We start from the raw sequence: 15,315 nt of genomic DNA, 5'->3' as shown, positions 1-15,315 counted from the left end.
ATGATGAAGCGGACAGGTATGCACATGCCTAAGAAAGGCTTCTCCTTCTACGGTCCGGCTGAAGGCGTTCATGCCCTCGACTCCTGGATTACACCTGAAGACGAACTTTTTCTGGTGACTCATATGGGGTTCTTGGAGATCGACCGCGAGCATTGGCACCTGGATGTCGATGGTCTTGTCGACAAGCCGATGAGATTGCGTCTGGCTGATCTTCAAGCAATGCCACAGCGCGAGTTTATGTCATTTCACGAATGCGCTGGAAGCCCTCTTGCTCCGACAGTAGCCAAGCGCAGAATCGGAAACGTGGTTTGGAAAGGGGTGCCGCTGTCGCTTGTTTTGGAACACGCGAAGATAAGCAAGCAGGCGTCTTTCATCTGGACTTCCGGCCTCGAGTGGGGCGAGTATGCGGGGGTCGAAGAACCCTATAAAAAAGATTTGCCGATCGGCAAAGCATTCGCCGAAGAAGTTCTCCTTGCACTCGAGATCAACGGTCAGCCGCTAACTTCGGATCGCGGAGGTCCGGTTCGACTGGTTGTGCCGGGTTGGTATGGCACAAACTCTGTAAAATGGGTTGGTTCGATCACGGCTGCAGATCAGCGGGCGAGCGGCGCCTATACGACGCGCTTCTACAACGACTCCACGGCTTCGGGAATAACGCCGGTTTGGAGTGTCGCCCCTGAGGCCGTTATCGTGTCACCGTCTCCCAATGATTTGTTGCCAGCTGACATGCCAACGAAAATATGGGGCTGGGCTTGGGGAGATCATCGGATTTCGAACGTCGAAGTCAGCGTGGATGGAGGCGACTCGTGGCAAACTGCAACCGTAGGTCCGCGCAAGGATAAAAGTTGGCAGCGGTTTGAGCTGCCATGGTCGCCGGAGTCGGGCCAGCATGTCTTGCTGTGTCGGTGCACCAACGAACTTGGGGAAGGACAGCCGCCATCTGACGCAAGAAACGCGGTGCACTCTGTCGAAGTTGAAGTTGGTCCTTTGGCGGCAGGAGCATAACCGGTGCTAGAGCAAGGATTTCCGCAACCGAACGGAAAGATAAGCCGATTACATCTAAGGCGCGAATTGATAATACTCGCTGTTACAAAAAGCGAGCATAATCAGGCAGACCACGACGAGTGCAAAGATCAAGGAAGCGGGATGTGGCAAGCGATACCTCAGTCGGGCTCTTCAGGCATGAACACCTGATTTGAAAGATTGAGTCTGATGCGCCTTCGGCATGCACGGAGAGCTGCCAAGAGACGGAAGGATTGCCCGGCTTATGAGCGGGCCCGCCAGCGGCAAACCATCGATCATTGAGGTCAGGCTCGATCCGGAAGCGATCACGACAGCGCCTAAGCTGGCGCAGATTCGCGGAAAAGCATGAATAAAAAGCCGGGTTGTCGAAGCGACAGGCCGGCTTTCTGCTTCGATATCGCTGCGATCAGATTGCCGCCGTGACGATGAACTCGACCTTTAATTTCGGCGTGGTGAGCTTGGCTTCGCTGGTGGCGCGCGCCGGCGGGTTGGCCGGATCGATCCAGGCTTCCCAGACGGCGTTCATTTCTCCGAAATACGCGATGTCCGAGAGATAGATGATCGTCTGCAGGATCTTCGACTTGTTGCTGCCGGCGGCGGTAAGCAGGCGGTCGACTTCAGCAAGTGCGCTCTTGCACTGGTCGGTGACACTCTCACCTTCGCCGACCCGGCCGGCGAGATAGACGGTGTTACCGTGGACGACGGCGCCGCTCATGCGGGCGCCCGGTTCAATGCGCTGGATGCTCATGGTATTCTCCTTGAAAAACTGAGCTTCGGGAAAGGCTCCGCGAGAAAAGCGAGGCCGGGGGAAATCTTTAGCCGCGAAAGATGCTGGCTCTTTTCGTGGTTGCAGAGCGCTAGCGCTTTGCACCGTGTCCGTCCGTTATAGACAAGTGACAGAGCGGGGTGACGGTGCGTATCCCATTAGAATGCGAACCGCCATTGGGCGTTGCGATAGGTTTTGAGCCGAATGCACCTTTAGCCGCGAGACGCAGGCAATTGCCTCACCCATGAGGTCGATTACCCGTCTGAATGAACATATCCCCACCTGAACGCGGCGCGCGGGCTGATGCAAGCATGAGGATTGACGACCATCCTGTTTCATGATGTCCATCTTTCTATGCGTTCGTAGCTTTGAAGCGCATGTGCGCGGTCTAGGCGGATTTGGGTTGGTCGGCTTCGCCGCGCATGATGGACTTTGCAAATGAGACAAGGACCGCCGCGGCCTCAGAAACCTTTTCCGGAAGAAGGGCGTGGCCAGCTCCATAAATGATTTCCAATGTCGTGAGATGGCCGACACGGTCTCGCAGGAAGTCTTCTTCGGGAACGGGGGCGATCTTGTCAAATTCCGGGGCGACATAAAGGACCGGCAGATTTTTGCCGACTTCGGTCCAGCTGCTGTCCGCCGTCGCATTTGTGGCTGCGAGCTGAAATTGAGAGACCTCTGTGTGCCACCCGCTTAACCAGAGGGAAGCATCGTGCCCCGGAGCGAAGAAGTCGCGCTGCAAATAAAACAGGCGATCTGCGTCCGGCTTGGAATTGTCCGATACGACATTCACAGAAATCAACAGTTCGGGCGATATCGTACTGCCGATAATAGCAGCAAGAAGTCCGACGGATCTGGTCATCGAAGGCCAATGGTGGGCAAGAACCCGCGCGACCCAGTTGCCGAATGCGTGGCCGACCACAAACAAAGCTTCGGGTTTTTCCGGCGCACAATCAGCTTCGATGGCAGCAACGACATCGGCGGCAAGATCGATCAATGTGATGCCTTCGGTCGGGCCTGTGCTTGCGCCTATGCCGCGGGGCTGCGGTCGCAAAACGCGGAATCCCGCCGCAGCAATCATGGGGGCAATTTCATCAAAATCCGAAGCGCCTCTCGCCAGCGAGGGGAGCAGGACAATACGGGGGCCTTTACCTTCGACAAAAAGTTCGACCTGACCTTCAGGGGTCGGGATCAGTTTGCGCTCGAGTTTCGACATTTTTGTAATCCTGTTTTGGTGGAATCCGCAGTCGTCGTGGAGATCGTAAGCTATAGTCCTTGTACGAAGCAGCAGTATGGACCGTTGTCATTGCCGCGGCAAAATCTTGCTTTCCTACTGAGGCTTCGCGCTGTCGAAAAATCTGGTAGAGGCCAAAGAGGGCCGTGACTTTATAGATTGATGCCAGTTGGACAGTGCCGGGTATTTTTCCCGCCAGCCGAGCTTCGGAAACCGAAAGTCAGTGTATTCAGCAACGATAGCCAGGGTAATTGACGACAACCCAAAGGGTTGTTGGGCAAGTCCTGCCTCGACTGTCGCCTCCAGATTTGTCCATATCTTACTTGCCTTCAAATTGAAGGCGTTAATGAGCGCAATCTGCTTTGTCTCCTTGAGAGATTCGATCCGCCATTGCACCAACAGGTCAAGAAAACCATTGCACAGCGCATGCAGCCGAAGCTCTTCAATTCGCCGCTCCGACGAGGAGGGAATGAGTTTAGCACCACCGGCCATATGATCGAGGTACTCGATGATTACCAGGCTATCGTAAAGCACGGTCCCGCCATCCAGAACGAGGGTTGGGAGCTGCCCAAGCGGGTTGTATGGCAATAAAGCCGGGTCGGGCTTACTCGGCGCAACGCGCGTCGGGATCGTTTCCAACCTGTCGCCTAGTCCGAGCTCATGTGCACTTACGATGACTTTTCTTACGAATGGCGATGTCGATGACCAATATAGTCTCATGAAGAAAAACTCCTTAGGCTCTTAATCCGGAACATTGATCGATGCTCGCCTGTGACCAACGTTGTTCCCTTAGTGAACAGCTTGCGATCACTCCAAAGCGCAGGTTCATCGGATCGATCATCAAGCGCATCTTCGCCCGAGTGCGATCGGTTCGATAGAATTGGAAAGCCGTGGGTATATGAAAGCTCCGCCGCCGTCTCCGATGACGTCGCAATAATCCAAATCCAGCCGCGCAAACGTCCTATCGGGCCGGGTTGCGAGCGCTTATGCTTCCCAAGGTCTTCGGCTTACAGGGAGTAAAGTCGGCGGCTTACAGGGAGGAGGATCTCACATGCGTTTCGTAACAAAGTGCATAATCTCTGCAGTCATGAGTGCTTCACTTGTGGCAGTCAGTCATGGAGCGGAAGCCAAGCAAAAGGTGAAGATCGCATGGGTGGGGCCGTTGACAGGCGCCCTATCGGCCTACGGCTTGGGCGGCCGCAATTCCGCGGAACTGGCCATTCAAGTGATGAACGCGAATTCAGCGGCTAACTACGACTATGAGCTCGTGGCGCTCGACGATGAATGCAAACCGAATGTCGGGGTCCAGGTTGTGACCAAGGCAGCGGTTGACCGGTCGATTATTGCGGCAATACCGTTCTACTGCTCTTCAACTGCGATGGCGGCAATTGACATTTTCAACCGTTACAAGCTGCCGATGGTTGTATGGGCGGCTGTGCTTCCAGAAATTACCTATGGCAATAACTATCCCGAGGTGCATCGCGTAACGGGTGCGCTGATTGGTCAGAACAAGGTCGGCGCAAAGTTCATGAAGGATGCGGGTTATAAGACCTTCATCTCCTTTGCTGACTCTACCGACTTTGGCAAATCGACCACGAAATATTTTAGCCTCTATACCGGCGAGGAAGGCGGCAAAATCCTTGCGGGTTTCAGTGTCCCGCCGGATCAGCAGGATCTTTCCGCTGAGCTTACAAAAGTAAAAGAGCTGAACCCTGAAGTGGTTTACTTCGGAGGGCTGGTCCCCCTTGGCGCCAGACTAAGAACGCAAATGGAGAAGCTGGGGATCAAGGCGCAGTTTGAAGGCAATTCTGCGATCATGGGTGATGCTTATATCACGGCGGTGGGACCAGAGTTGGCAGAAGGCACAATTGCGTTCTACGACAGCCCCTCACTCTCGCAAACAGCCGGCGGTAAGTTTTTTCTAGAGAAATACCAAACAGCTGGCTTTAAAGAGGCGCCCGAAGCCTACGGCCATTTCTCTTACGCTGCGACGATGCTTGTTCTGGAGGCGATCGAGAAGGTTGGGCCAACAAGAGCTGCCGTGACCGCGGAGCTCGGTAAGACGAAAGATCGCCCGTCCATCGTGGGACCCATCACCTTCGACGATCATGGTCAAAACGTAACGCTTCAGACCACCAAATACATAGTTCAGGACGGCAAATGGATCGTTTGGGAAGATAGCGAATATGCGAGCGGAAAGCGGAAGTTGAAGAATCTGGAGTGACGCCGATGCCGGTACTCTGTGCCCTCGTTAATTTCCATCACGTGAACAGGACAGTAGCATGGCCACTTGGATCCAACACATAATAAACGGCCTCATGCAAGGCACCGTCTACGGGCTTGTTGCGATGGGATTCACGATCTTTTTCGGTGTGATGAACGTCATTAAGTTCTCCCATGGGGATGTCTTCACGTTTGGCGCATTTGGGGGTCTGGTTGCCGTATGGATGGCCGATGCAATCGGCTTGCCGATTTGGTGTCAACTCCTGCTCGGATTCACAGTGGCAATCTTGTTGGCCAGTGTACTGGGAGCCTTGATCTCCAGAGTGCTCATTCTTCCGCTGCGCAATGCGCCGCCTCTCAACATGCTTCTTATGACCATGATGGTTGGAACCGCGATCCGCGAAAGCATTCGTCTGTTCTTTCCGAACGGGTCCAATCCGCAACGCTTCCCTTCGTTGTTGCCAGCGGGAGGATATGAGTTTCTGGGAGCTCATGTGCGATTGGACGGAATGCTCCTGATCTGTGGCGGGGTGGGATCAATCGCCCTCGTCTATCTGATTATCAACAGAACGCGGTTCGGGTTGGCGATGCGTGCTGTGGCTGAAGACTTAGAGACTGCCAGCATGATGGGAATTAATTTTGAACGTATTGCGCCTCTTACCTTTGCGCTCGGATCCATGACGGCGGGGTTCGCCGGCATCATGTATGGAATCTACTACAGCGAGGTCAGCTACAACATGGGCTTGTTACTGTCTGTCATAGGTTTCTCAGCTGCAATTGTCGGCGGCTTGGGAAACATTTGGGGGGCGATCCTCGGAGGATATCTTTTTGCTGCTTTGCAGACTTTGGTTGTCGCAGCGACGCCCTCTCTGAGTGAATACAAGAACGTAATAGGATTCGCGATAATGATCATACTAATTACGTGGCGGCCCACCGGCTTATTGGCCGAGCGTACCAGTGAGAGAGTATAGCCATGTATATATTTGATACGGCGCCAAGGCGAATTGCAGCCCTGCTGGCTACATTGATTGTGGCGACCGGCGCTTTGTCGGCAGTCATTCAGATAACGGACGAGACGCTCTTCATTGTTGTGTTGCTCGTCATTATCGCCGGGACGTGGCTTGCGCATCGCGCAGGATTACTGCTTGGGGCGGAACTTGCAGCTAAGGAAAAACCAAATTTACTTCTTGCCGGTCTCCTGGTGTCCGCAATTGTTTTGATCGTCGCCTTGCGCGAAGATATCTTCGGATTGCTGATGCTTGCAACTGTCCTCATCTATGTTCTTGCTTGTTTCGGCCTGACAATCCAGATGGGGTTCGCTGGATTGACGAATTTCGGGGCCGCTGCCTTTATGGGGACCGGTGGTTACACGGTCGCAATGCTTGGACGCTTCGGCGAGGTGCCGGGCTTGATATCCTTGATTTGTGCAGGTGCGGTCTCCGTCGTGATTGGATTTATTTTGTTGGCCCCGGTTCTTCGAACCCGAGGGCACTATGCTGCGCTGACCACCCTGGCGTTCAGTGTCATGTTCACGGTTTATGTAGAGGCAAGTGATGTGCTCGGCGGCCCGCAGGGAATTAAGGTCCCAGGCCTGGTGCTCTTCGGCTGGGATTTCAGCAAAGACATTCTCTTGGGTGGTTATACCTTCAACTCGTTTGCAAACTATGTGATTTTGACCGGGGGCCTGGTCGGATTATCCGGCCTGCTACTCGGATTGATGAACCGGTCCTGGATCGGCGTGTGGCTGGACGTGGTTCGACTGGATGAAACAGCAGCCTCGATCTTTGGTTTGCGCGTCTGGTATTGGAAGCTCCTCGCCTTCACCCTGGGTAATTTTCTGCTCGGGCTGGCAGGGGCGATCTATGCGCAAATGACCGGCTTTATCGCGCCTGCGAATTTTCAGCTGGGCGACAGTCTGGCCATTGTGTCGATCCTCATTTTGGGAGGCGTTGGAAACATATGGGGCATCCTTCCCGCGACGCTTTTGGTCGTGCTGCTGCCGGAGAAGCTCCAGATTGTTCAGGAGTATCGTTTCCTCATATTCGCGTTGGTGGTGGTGTTCGTCCTTATTGTGCGCCCTTCCGGGCTATTGCCTCGACGACTGCGCCGCTTGCAGGAAGGTGCCACAGCATGAATGATACCGTCCTTGCAACCCGTGGCTTGACCGTGCGTTTTGGCGGCTTGTTGGCCCTGAACGACCTCAATATCTCCATTTCAAGGGGAGATGTCATCGGCCTTATCGGCCCGAATGGATCGGGAAAAACCACGTTTTTCAACACGATCAGCGGCTTGGTTCGGTCCAGCTCCGGATCAATTACCTTCGAAGGTTCCGACACCACGAAAGTGAAGGTTGACCAGCTCGCATCGCGAGGCCTGGCGCGGACATTTCAGCGCTCGCGGCTTTGCCTCCCCCTCTCGGTCTTCGACAATATCGCCATTGGAGCGCAGGAACGCGTCTGTAGCTCCTTGTGGCACAATATTGTGCGACGCTCTGCTTTCCACGCTGAACTTCGCCACCTCACGCAGGAGATCGAGGACTTGCTTGCCAAATTCGATGATGGCCTGGCCAAGAAGATGTTTGCGCAAGCTGAAACACTCGGGATGATTGATCGCAGACGGGTTGAGATTTGCCGCGCCCTTCTTGGAAAGCCTTCACTGCTTCTCCTCGACGAGCCATCTGCGGGGATGACGCACGACGAAACCAACCAGCTTATGGATGAAATCCTGGCGATCCGACCAAAATTCGGAAACCCGACAATTGTGATTGTCGAGCATGAGATGGGGCTCATCGAGCGCGTCACCGACCACTGCATCGTTTTGAACTATGGACAGAAGATTTGCGAAGGAACCTTTAAACAGGTGGCAGCCGATCCTGCAGTCCGACGCGCATATTTGGGGGAGTCATGAACCCGATTCTTACAGTTCGCGGCGTTTACACCGCCTATGACAGCGTCGACGTTCTGACGGGGGTCGATATAGATGTTCTGCCGGGACAGATAACCTGCATTCTCGGGGCAAACGGGGCGGGCAAGTCGACTTTGATCCGATCGATCCTGAGGCTCACACCGCCCCGGGCCGGTACCGTCACTTTCAACGGAAATACCCTCGACAGATTGAAGACCCACGAGATTGTTCGTCTCGGTATTGGCTGTATCCCCGAAGGCCGCCGGATCTTCGGGCGTATGACCGTTGAAGAAAATCTCCACGTCGGCGCTTACAACGAGCCATCCAGCGCCAAAATTCGCGCGCGTTTGGAGCGCGTGTTTCAGATCTTTCCGCGCCTGAAAGAACGCGAAAAGCAGATTGCAGGCACCCTGTCAGGCGGCGAGCAGGCAATGGTGTCGATCGGACGCGGATTAATGACGGACCCGCATATGCTCATCATCGACGAACCGTCGCTGGGGCTCTCGCCGCTGTTCGTGCAAGAAAACTTCAATGTCATTCGCGACATCGCAAAAACCGGCGTCACCGTGCTCCTGGTCGAGCAAAACGTCAATCAAACCCTCGCCATTGCCGACTATGGATATGTCCTGCTGCAAGGCCATGTCATCGTCAAAGGATCAGCAGACTACCTCAGGTCAAATACCGAGGTGCAGCGCGCTTACTTCGGAGGATTGAAATAGACCGTTGAGTTGGTGCGATTTGACAGCGCCGTCGCAAAGTCAGGCTCACTCCAAAACGCCGGTCGAAGTACAGGTGGAACCTCCTTGCAGAGACCGCCTTGTTGACTGTCATGAATGTCGCGATCTTACGCTCTTAAGGCGGACTAAAAGGCGCATACAGTCTCATGAGACATCCAATTTTGCTGACAGCGCCAGAGCGATGTCGGCGATGGTCGGCAGATAAGCGGGCAAAATACTTACAGCGGCATTTGCGCCGGAGATCGGGTGTTGGTATGTTGTCTCGACAGGGTTGATTTACACGTGGCGCCGCGCGATTGCGCAAGATGCCGCTCCCAAGCTTCCGCCCGCGAAGCTTGTGGGCTCGCAGCTACGATCATGCGAGCGAGAAACTCGATCTTACGAAATGGCATCCACTCCATCAGTTCTCAGTGAAAACCAACACCGGGCGCGTACGATTTGAAGAGCCAACTGAATGAGCCAAATTCGTGTAAACTGACTTTCTTGATCGTGATAAGTCCAAATCCTGTTCGCTCTTTACAACTCGTTCGTAGAGAGAAGCCCATTGTGGTGATATAGCGTCATCCACGCATAGTTTTGATTGTCGTGCGTGGGATGGGGTCGTTGCAAATCGACTTCGGAAACATCGGTTGAAGTGGGAGCTATCGGAGAAACCGGTAACAGTCGCGATCTCAGTGATTGACTTGGGGGTATTCAAAAGTAGCCAATATCCATAGCCCAGTCGGAGTTGACGGCAGTATTGCTGGACCGTTTGCTTCATTTCCTGTTGGAAAAGGCGTTCCATCTGGCGCTTAGAAATTCCCAAGGACGACGCAAGAGATTTGACCTTCGACGGCTGACCGGGATTTCTTTCGATGATCTTGATCGCCCGGAGTACTCTCGCATCGAGTGCACTTTCTCCCGCTCCAGAATTCTGGTCGGTTTCGGGCAAAGAGGCCGAAAGCTCTTGCGGTGCAGGAACGTCGGCGCCGATAGCGGAATAGTGACGTTCTAATAGCCATGATCCGAGTTCCAGTGCGGCTAGTCCTCCCGCACAGCTAACTCGCCTGCCGCTCACCACTAAATTAATGCCTGAGATTGGCTGCACCTCCGCAAAACGGGTATCTCGGTCGGCGCCGCGATACCAATCTGTTGCGCAGGGGAGCCCATCGAAAAACCCGGCTTCGATTAACACAAATAGTCCAGAACCGACTCCTACAAGAGTTGCACTGTTCATATCGGCGCTAGTTAATCCTTCCAGAATTGCTCTGCGGTTCTCAATGGGAGCGACCGTCCTTCCCCCTATCACGAAAACATAGTTACAGGCGCGGGCAGCGTGTAGTGGTGCTGTCGGAGGTACTTGGACACCGCAGGTCGTTTGGGCTGGGTTTTGTCCTAAAACGAGATACTCAAAATCAATCCCGACCGCGGCTGCAGGGTCGGTGCAATGCTTCAAAATATAAACTAGAGCAGAGTATGAAAACATCGTGAAGCCTGGAAGGAGGATGAAGCCAACCTTCACACGCCGCCGCACACCCAAAACCGACATCATCGTAGATTCTCCTGCCATAAAGTGGCCTAATCGTAGCGTTGCGTGTACACTCTCTGGATAGTTGCCACTGCTCGTCGCATAGAAGATTCACGCATGGCAAAAAATCCCAAGATTTCGACGATTGAGTTTCTGACCGATCTGCTGACGGCCTAGGGCGGTCGGGGAGCGGTTGAAAACGCTGGCGCAAATCAAGTCGCGCCCGAAAATTGAACCCGTTATATCGCCGTTGAAATTCGGCCTTAACAGGTCAGTCGCGGCATCACGGTGGCGACATCAGCGGTTACTAAGCACGGAAAAACGGCTCTACAGCCCCAAAACGCAAAGTACCGCTTTTTTAATTTACATTGGCCTTTTAGTTTGTCAACTAAACTATCTACCCCTTTGCAGGCTCGGTCTGTCCTGCTTCCTGTTGGTCCCGGTGCATTAAGATCGTGTTCTAGTTTCCGCCCCTGACGGTGGCCGTTGCTCGATCCAGTCGAACGCTATGTGGTTCCTGTCACGTTTTCGCAAATGCCTTCATTAAAAGATCGATCCCGGCCTGAGCGCACTCGATGTCCTGCGCGGGAGTTCCGGAACTTAGACCAATCGCGCCCACGACCTCGCCATCCATGATAACAGGAAGACCTCCACCAACCACGACCAGCCTGCCGCCGATTGCAGAGTTGATGCCGTAGGCCGCACTGCCTGGCTGGCTAGCAACGCCGTAGCTTTCCGTCGTCCTCTTCGCGCCCGCAGCAGTGTAGGCTTTGTCTTGCGCAATGATCGTGCTGGTGATCTTTCCGCCGTCCATGCGCTCAAACGCGATGAGTTGTCCGGAATCGTCGGTGATAGCGATGCACATTGGAACTGCGATCTCTCTCGCTTTCGCCGACGCGCCTTCGATCAAAATCTGCGCGTCTTCCAGGCTCAGACGCTTTATGGTCAGCATGTTGCTCTCTCCGCATGCTGTCGGGTTAGTGCCCCCATGTTGATTGGCTGGATCGTCGCGATGATGAACATAGCGACCAGCAGCCCCCCTGACAGTAATTCAATACCCATGTCTTCCTCCCTTCGACGCCTCCAGCGCGCCGACGTTGTTGTTTTCAACGTTGATACGAAATGCCGACGCACCTCCTCCCAAAGGGGTCGTCTTAAGTCCCGATGTACAGATCGGCGTATTGCTGCCGAAGAATGTTCTTTTGAACCTTACCCATCGTATTGCGCGGCAGGTCCTCGGCGAAGATGATACGCTTGGGTTGCTTGTAGCGCGCGAGACGGTCCTGCAGTGCGCTGACGATGGCCTTTTCATCCAAGGCGGCGCCGGGCTTGCACACGACGATGGCAGTCACGCCTTCTCCGAAATCAGGATGCGGCACGCCGATCACGGCGCTCTCCACCACACCCTCGATCTGGTCGATCTCTCCCTCGACCTCTTTCGGATAGATGTTGTATCCACCCGAAATCACCAGATCCTTTCCGCGACCGACTATGTGCACGTAGCCGTCGCCGTCGATTTTGCCAAGATCGCCGCTGATGAAGAAGCCGTCGGTTGTGAATTCGGCCGCGGTCTTTTCTAGCATGCGCCAATAGCCCTTGAAGACATTCGGCCCTTTGATCTCTATCATGCCGGTTTCTTCGGGAGGCAACACGAGCCCCGTCGCGGGATCGGTTACGCGCACGGTGACGCCCGGCAGTGGGAAACCGACCGTGCCAGCTATCCGTTTCCCCTCATAGGGGTTCGATGTATTCATATTAGTTTCCGTCATGCCGTAGCGCTCAAGGATTGCATGACCGGTGCGGGCTTGGAATTCGGTATGTATTTCTCCAAGCAGGGGAGCCGAACCCGAAATGAAGAGGCGGATGTTGGCGACCGCCTCACGGTTGAGCCGCGGGCTTTGCAGAAGGCGCACATAAAAGGTCGGCACGCCCATCAGCATGGTCGCGTGGGGCATCAATGAAATCACCTCGTCTGGGTCGAATTTCGACAGAAGGAACATCGACGCACCGGCAAGCAGTGTGACGTTCGTGGCGACGAACAGCCCATGCGTATGGAAGATCGGCAAGGCATGGATCAACCGATCGCTGTCGGTGACGCGCCAGTAGTCGCGCAACGTCAGGGCATTCGACAGCAGGTTCCCGTGCGTAAGCATCGCCCCCTTGGAACGTCCTGTTGTTCCTGATGTGTAGAGGATCGCAGCCAGATCATCTGCAGAGCGCGAGGCATCGACAAAGTCGGATGGCTCATCGCGGGCGAGATCAAGCAACGAGCCGCAGCCATCGGCGTCGAACGTTTCGACGATCGCGCCGTGAGGCTCCGCGATTTTCTCTATGCCCTCTCGAGCGGCAGACGCGACGACCACCAAACGCGGCTCCGCATCGCCAATAAAGTAATCGAGCTCAGCCAGCGTGTACGCGGTGTTGAGCGGCAGGTAGACCGCGCCGCTTCGAAGACAGGCGAGATAGAGGATCAATGACTCGGCGCTTTTCTCGACCTGCACCGCGACGCGGTCGCCCGGGCGAATGCCGAGCTTATCCATCGCATTGGCTATGCGGCCCGAAAGAGCAAGAGTGTCGTTGTAGGTCCATATGCGCGTGCTATCGACACGGATGAACGGTGCGTCACCGGGCGCGGCAGCCCGTATCGCGTCGAACAGATGGTTGGTCACTTTCGCCCTCCTCCAAGCGTTGAGTTCATTATTTGCGCGAATGGCCGCGAGCCTGGACGGTCATGGCCGCCGCGGCGGCTTTCGTCGTTCTGGTTGAGCAGACCTTTGACGCCCGGCGAGGCAATTACTTCGCCGCGCTGCGCCAGCGCCTCATGGTTCGCGACGATGTCGTCGAGCTTGTAAAGATAGTTGACCATCAACCCGTGTGCCTGCTGCATCGCCTTGGTGGAGCGGTCGCCGAGAAAGTTCAGTCGTTCAAGCCGAGCGCCGTTGCCAAGATGGAAGCGGGCGACAGGATCTATGGGGCGGCCCTCCGGCGTGCGTTCGACGAGGAAATAGCGCGCTGCAAGAGGCAGCAACACGCGCTCCAATTCGGCTGCCGTATCATCGTTGTCAGGCCAGCTCGCATCGTCCAGCAATCTCAGCGTTTCGCGCGCTGCTCCTGGCAGCGCCCGCTCGGGGGCTGAAGCGCGCGCGTTGGCAAGCCAACGGGCAAAGCCCGGAACAGGCGAAAGCGTAACGAAATTCTTTAGGCCGGGGAAATCTCTACGCAGATCATCCACCACCTGCTTTATGAGGAAGTTGCCGAACGAAATTCCCCGCAAGCCATCCTGGCAGTTGGAAATCGAGTAGAAGACGGCCGTCGTCGCCTCGTCTGGATTGAAATGCTCCCTGCCCTCGTCGAGCACATCTGCGATCCCGCTCGGTACGGATCGGGTGAGCGCCACCTCCACGAACACGAGAGGCTCGTCGGCCAGTCGCGGGTGGAAAAAAGCAAAGCATCGACGGTCGGCAGGCGCCAAACGACGGCGCAATTCCCCCCAGCCGGCGATCTCATGCACGGCCTCGTATTTGATAATTTTTTCCAGAATGTGAGCCGGCGTCGACCAGTCGATGGGGCGCAGCGTTAGAAAGCCGCGATTGAACCAGGAGCCAAACAAATGTGTGAAATCAGCGTCAAGCGCGTGATGACCTTCGGACCGGTCCTTGGAAGCAAGCAGATCCTGACGCATCCGGACAAGCTTGGCCGTGCCGTTCGGAGCATGATTCAAACGGCGTAGGAGCTCCTGTCGCCGCGGCTCGGCCGCCTTGTGAAGAGCAATGATTGCCGCAGAGTTTTCTTCGGCCCGGTAATTTTTAATCGCCTGGTCGAGCTTGGTCGTGTCGGGTCCAAACTGTTCATGTAGCATATGCAGGAACGCCTGCGCGCCCTCGCTATCAAGCGCGCCCCAGCGATCGAGTATCTCCGCAGCAAGGGCCATGCCTGAAGCTTCGCCGCGGCTCGACAAAAGCATTTCACAGAGTGTCTGGAGATCGACCTTGGCTGCAACCTGCGTAGCGCGCGAGCCGGAAAACAGAAGCTGGCGTCCGCGATCCGTAATGCTTTGGAGCATGTCGGCGAAGAAAGAGGTCTCAGACATGCCATTCTCCTGTCTGCCAGGCCAGTTGCGGACGGGGTTTTATTTTGCTTCCCATCACCGAGTTTCATCGCTAGTATGTAGGCTTATACATTTAGTACACGATATGGCTTGGCTTGTATACACTAGTTCGATTAAAATATGCACGAAAGTGAAACGAATGTCTGAGAATGTGGGCCGCTGGCTTCGAGATGCGATTGAAAACTCAATACTTTCCAATGAGTTCTCACCCGGTGAGCGGCTTGACGAAATGCTGCTTGCCACACGTTTCGGAGTCTCCCGAACACCGGTACGCGAGGCATTAATGCAACTTGATGCAATTGGCCTCATCGAGATTCGTCCGCGGAGAGGGGCGATCGTTATCGATCCGGGACCACACCGTGTCTTTGAGATGTTCGAGGTTATGGCTGAGCTGGAGGGTCTAGCGGGGGCGCTCGCCGCGCGACGACTGGACAAGACCTCTCAAGAAGCAATCACGGCCACCCATAATCGCTGCAAGCAATCAGCCGGTGCTGGTGATAGCGACGCCTATTATTACGACAACGAGGAGTTCCATAAAGCCATCTACGCAGCGGGCCGCAGCGATTTCCTCGAGGAGCAATGCGTGAAGTTGCATCGACGCCTGCGGCCCTATCGCCGGCTGCAGTTGCGCGTGCGCAACCGTCTATCGACATCGTTTTCAGAACATTGCGCTATCGTCGATGCTATTTTTGCCAGCGACGCTGATGAAGCTCGTCGCCTGTTGCGCGGGCATGTCGGCATTCAGGGCGAAAGGTTTAGCGATCTGGTCGCAAGCATGGCGACCAAGTGACGTCGTGTTCAAGCCGCAACTTG

General features: G+C 55.2%; 14 protein-coding genes. 7 read left to right on the top strand and 7 right to left on the bottom strand.

Annotated elements, in window-relative coordinates:
* Positions 1 to 3: 3 nt before the first annotated feature.
* A complete protein-coding gene (locus N8E88_RS03585; protein ID WP_262291082.1) occupies positions 4 to 1,005 on the top strand; it encodes a molybdopterin-dependent oxidoreductase in 1,002 nt (333 codons plus the stop codon).
* A 424-nt stretch (positions 1,006 to 1,429) separates the two neighbouring features.
* Here N8E88_RS03585 and N8E88_RS03580 read toward each other — a convergent pair whose 3' ends face one another.
* The 3 genes from N8E88_RS03580 to N8E88_RS03570 form a co-directional block, all read right to left on the bottom strand.
* Entirely contained in the window at positions 1,430 to 1,771 is a 342-nt protein-coding gene (locus N8E88_RS03580) for a RidA family protein (RefSeq protein ID WP_262290698.1), read from the bottom strand.
* Positions 1,772 to 2,177: 406 nt separating this feature from the next.
* Entirely contained in the window at positions 2,178 to 3,005 is an 828-nt protein-coding gene (locus N8E88_RS03575; protein WP_262290697.1) for an alpha/beta fold hydrolase, read from the bottom strand.
* Between the two features lie 114 nt (positions 3,006 to 3,119).
* Positions 3,120 to 3,743, bottom strand: a complete 624-nt coding sequence (locus tag N8E88_RS03570) for a glutathione S-transferase family protein (protein ID WP_262290696.1) — start codon at positions 3,741 to 3,743, stop codon at positions 3,120 to 3,122.
* 331 nt (positions 3,744 to 4,074) lie between these two features.
* On the opposite strand from N8E88_RS03570, the gene N8E88_RS03565 reads away from it, so the two are divergent.
* The 5 genes from N8E88_RS03565 (at position 4,075) to N8E88_RS03545 (ending at position 8,869) form a co-directional block, all read left to right on the top strand.
* On the top strand, positions 4,075 to 5,247 hold the full coding sequence (locus N8E88_RS03565) for a branched-chain amino acid ABC transporter substrate-binding protein (RefSeq protein WP_410010510.1): 1,173 nt from the start codon (positions 4,075 to 4,077) through the stop codon (positions 5,245 to 5,247).
* A gap of 58 nt (positions 5,248 to 5,305) precedes the next feature.
* Complete coding sequence (locus N8E88_RS03560; protein ID WP_262290695.1) at positions 5,306 to 6,217, top strand: branched-chain amino acid ABC transporter permease; 912 nt, start codon at positions 5,306 to 5,308, stop codon at positions 6,215 to 6,217.
* 245 nt (positions 6,218 to 6,462) lie between these two features.
* Positions 6,463 to 7,380, top strand: a complete 918-nt coding sequence (locus tag N8E88_RS03555) for a branched-chain amino acid ABC transporter permease (protein WP_262290694.1) — start codon at positions 6,463 to 6,465, stop codon at positions 7,378 to 7,380.
* Positions 7,377 to 8,153, top strand: coding sequence for an ABC transporter ATP-binding protein (locus N8E88_RS03550; RefSeq protein ID WP_262290693.1), 777 nt, complete (start codon positions 7,377 to 7,379; stop codon positions 8,151 to 8,153). Before N8E88_RS03555 ends, N8E88_RS03550 begins: the two co-directional genes overlap by 4 nt.
* Positions 8,150 to 8,869, top strand: coding sequence for an ABC transporter ATP-binding protein (locus N8E88_RS03545; RefSeq protein ID WP_262290692.1), 720 nt, complete (start codon positions 8,150 to 8,152; stop codon positions 8,867 to 8,869). The genes N8E88_RS03550 and N8E88_RS03545 overlap by 4 nt, the downstream gene beginning before the upstream one ends.
* Positions 8,870 to 9,287: 418 nt before the next feature.
* On the opposite strand, the gene N8E88_RS03540 is transcribed toward N8E88_RS03545, so the two are convergent.
* From N8E88_RS03540 to N8E88_RS03520, 4 genes are all read right to left on the bottom strand, one after another.
* Entirely contained in the window at positions 9,288 to 10,418 is a 1,131-nt protein-coding gene (locus N8E88_RS03540; RefSeq protein WP_262290691.1) for a GlxA family transcriptional regulator, read from the bottom strand.
* 496 nt (positions 10,419 to 10,914) lie between these two features.
* The gene (locus N8E88_RS03535; RefSeq protein ID WP_262290690.1) at positions 10,915 to 11,346 is read right to left on the bottom strand and encodes a GlcG/HbpS family heme-binding protein; all 432 of its coding nucleotides are present in this window, start codon (positions 11,344 to 11,346) and stop codon (positions 10,915 to 10,917) included.
* A gap of 202 nt (positions 11,347 to 11,548) precedes the next feature.
* Complete coding sequence (locus N8E88_RS03525; RefSeq protein ID WP_262290689.1) at positions 11,549 to 13,063, bottom strand: malonate--CoA ligase; 1,515 nt, start codon at positions 13,061 to 13,063, stop codon at positions 11,549 to 11,551.
* Positions 13,060 to 14,484: a malonyl-CoA decarboxylase gene (locus N8E88_RS03520; RefSeq protein ID WP_262290688.1), complete on the bottom strand. Its 1,425-nt coding sequence runs from the start codon at positions 14,482 to 14,484 to the stop codon at positions 13,060 to 13,062. Before N8E88_RS03520 ends, N8E88_RS03525 begins: the two co-directional genes overlap by 4 nt.
* 157 nt (positions 14,485 to 14,641) lie before the next feature.
* Between N8E88_RS03520 and N8E88_RS03515 the strand changes: the two genes are divergently transcribed.
* The gene (locus tag N8E88_RS03515) at positions 14,642 to 15,292 is read left to right on the top strand and encodes a GntR family transcriptional regulator (protein WP_262291080.1); all 651 of its coding nucleotides are present in this window, start codon (positions 14,642 to 14,644) and stop codon (positions 15,290 to 15,292) included.
* Positions 15,293 to 15,315 lie beyond the last annotated feature (23 nt).

It is taken from the genome of Phyllobacterium zundukense, from assembly GCF_025452195.1.
Classification (GTDB): domain Bacteria; phylum Pseudomonadota; class Alphaproteobacteria; order Rhizobiales; family Rhizobiaceae; genus Phyllobacterium; species Phyllobacterium zundukense_A.
Note: the sequence above shows the minus strand (reverse complement) of the source record. Positions and strands in the feature narration are given on the sequence as shown.

Coding starts and splice junctions, on each gene's coding strand:
- N8E88_RS03575 (WP_262290697.1), bottom strand. CDS start 3,005: ATGTCGAAACTCGAGCGCAAACTGATCCCGACCCCTGAAGGTCAGGTC.
- N8E88_RS03580 (WP_262290698.1), bottom strand. CDS start 1,771: ATGAGCATCCAGCGCATTGAACCGGGCGCCCGCATGAGCGGCGCCGTC.
- N8E88_RS03535 (WP_262290690.1), bottom strand. CDS start 11,346: ATGCTGACCATAAAGCGTCTGAGCCTGGAAGACGCGCAGATTTTGATC.
- N8E88_RS03515 (WP_262291080.1), top strand. CDS start 14,642: ATGTCTGAGAATGTGGGCCGCTGGCTTCGAGATGCGATTGAAAACTCA.
- N8E88_RS03570 (WP_262290696.1), bottom strand. CDS start 3,743: ATGAGACTATATTGGTCATCGACATCGCCATTCGTAAGAAAAGTCATC.
- N8E88_RS03550 (WP_262290693.1), top strand. CDS start 7,377: ATGAATGATACCGTCCTTGCAACCCGTGGCTTGACCGTGCGTTTTGGC.
- N8E88_RS03540 (WP_262290691.1), bottom strand. CDS start 10,418: ATGATGTCGGTTTTGGGTGTGCGGCGGCGTGTGAAGGTTGGCTTCATC.
- N8E88_RS03585 (WP_262291082.1), top strand. CDS start 4: ATGAAGCGGACAGGTATGCACATGCCTAAGAAAGGCTTCTCCTTCTAC.
- N8E88_RS03545 (WP_262290692.1), top strand. CDS start 8,150: ATGAACCCGATTCTTACAGTTCGCGGCGTTTACACCGCCTATGACAGC.
- N8E88_RS03565 (WP_410010510.1), top strand. CDS start 4,075: ATGCGTTTCGTAACAAAGTGCATAATCTCTGCAGTCATGAGTGCTTCA.
- N8E88_RS03560 (WP_262290695.1), top strand. CDS start 5,306: ATGGCCACTTGGATCCAACACATAATAAACGGCCTCATGCAAGGCACC.
- N8E88_RS03520 (WP_262290688.1), bottom strand. CDS start 14,484: ATGTCTGAGACCTCTTTCTTCGCCGACATGCTCCAAAGCATTACGGAT.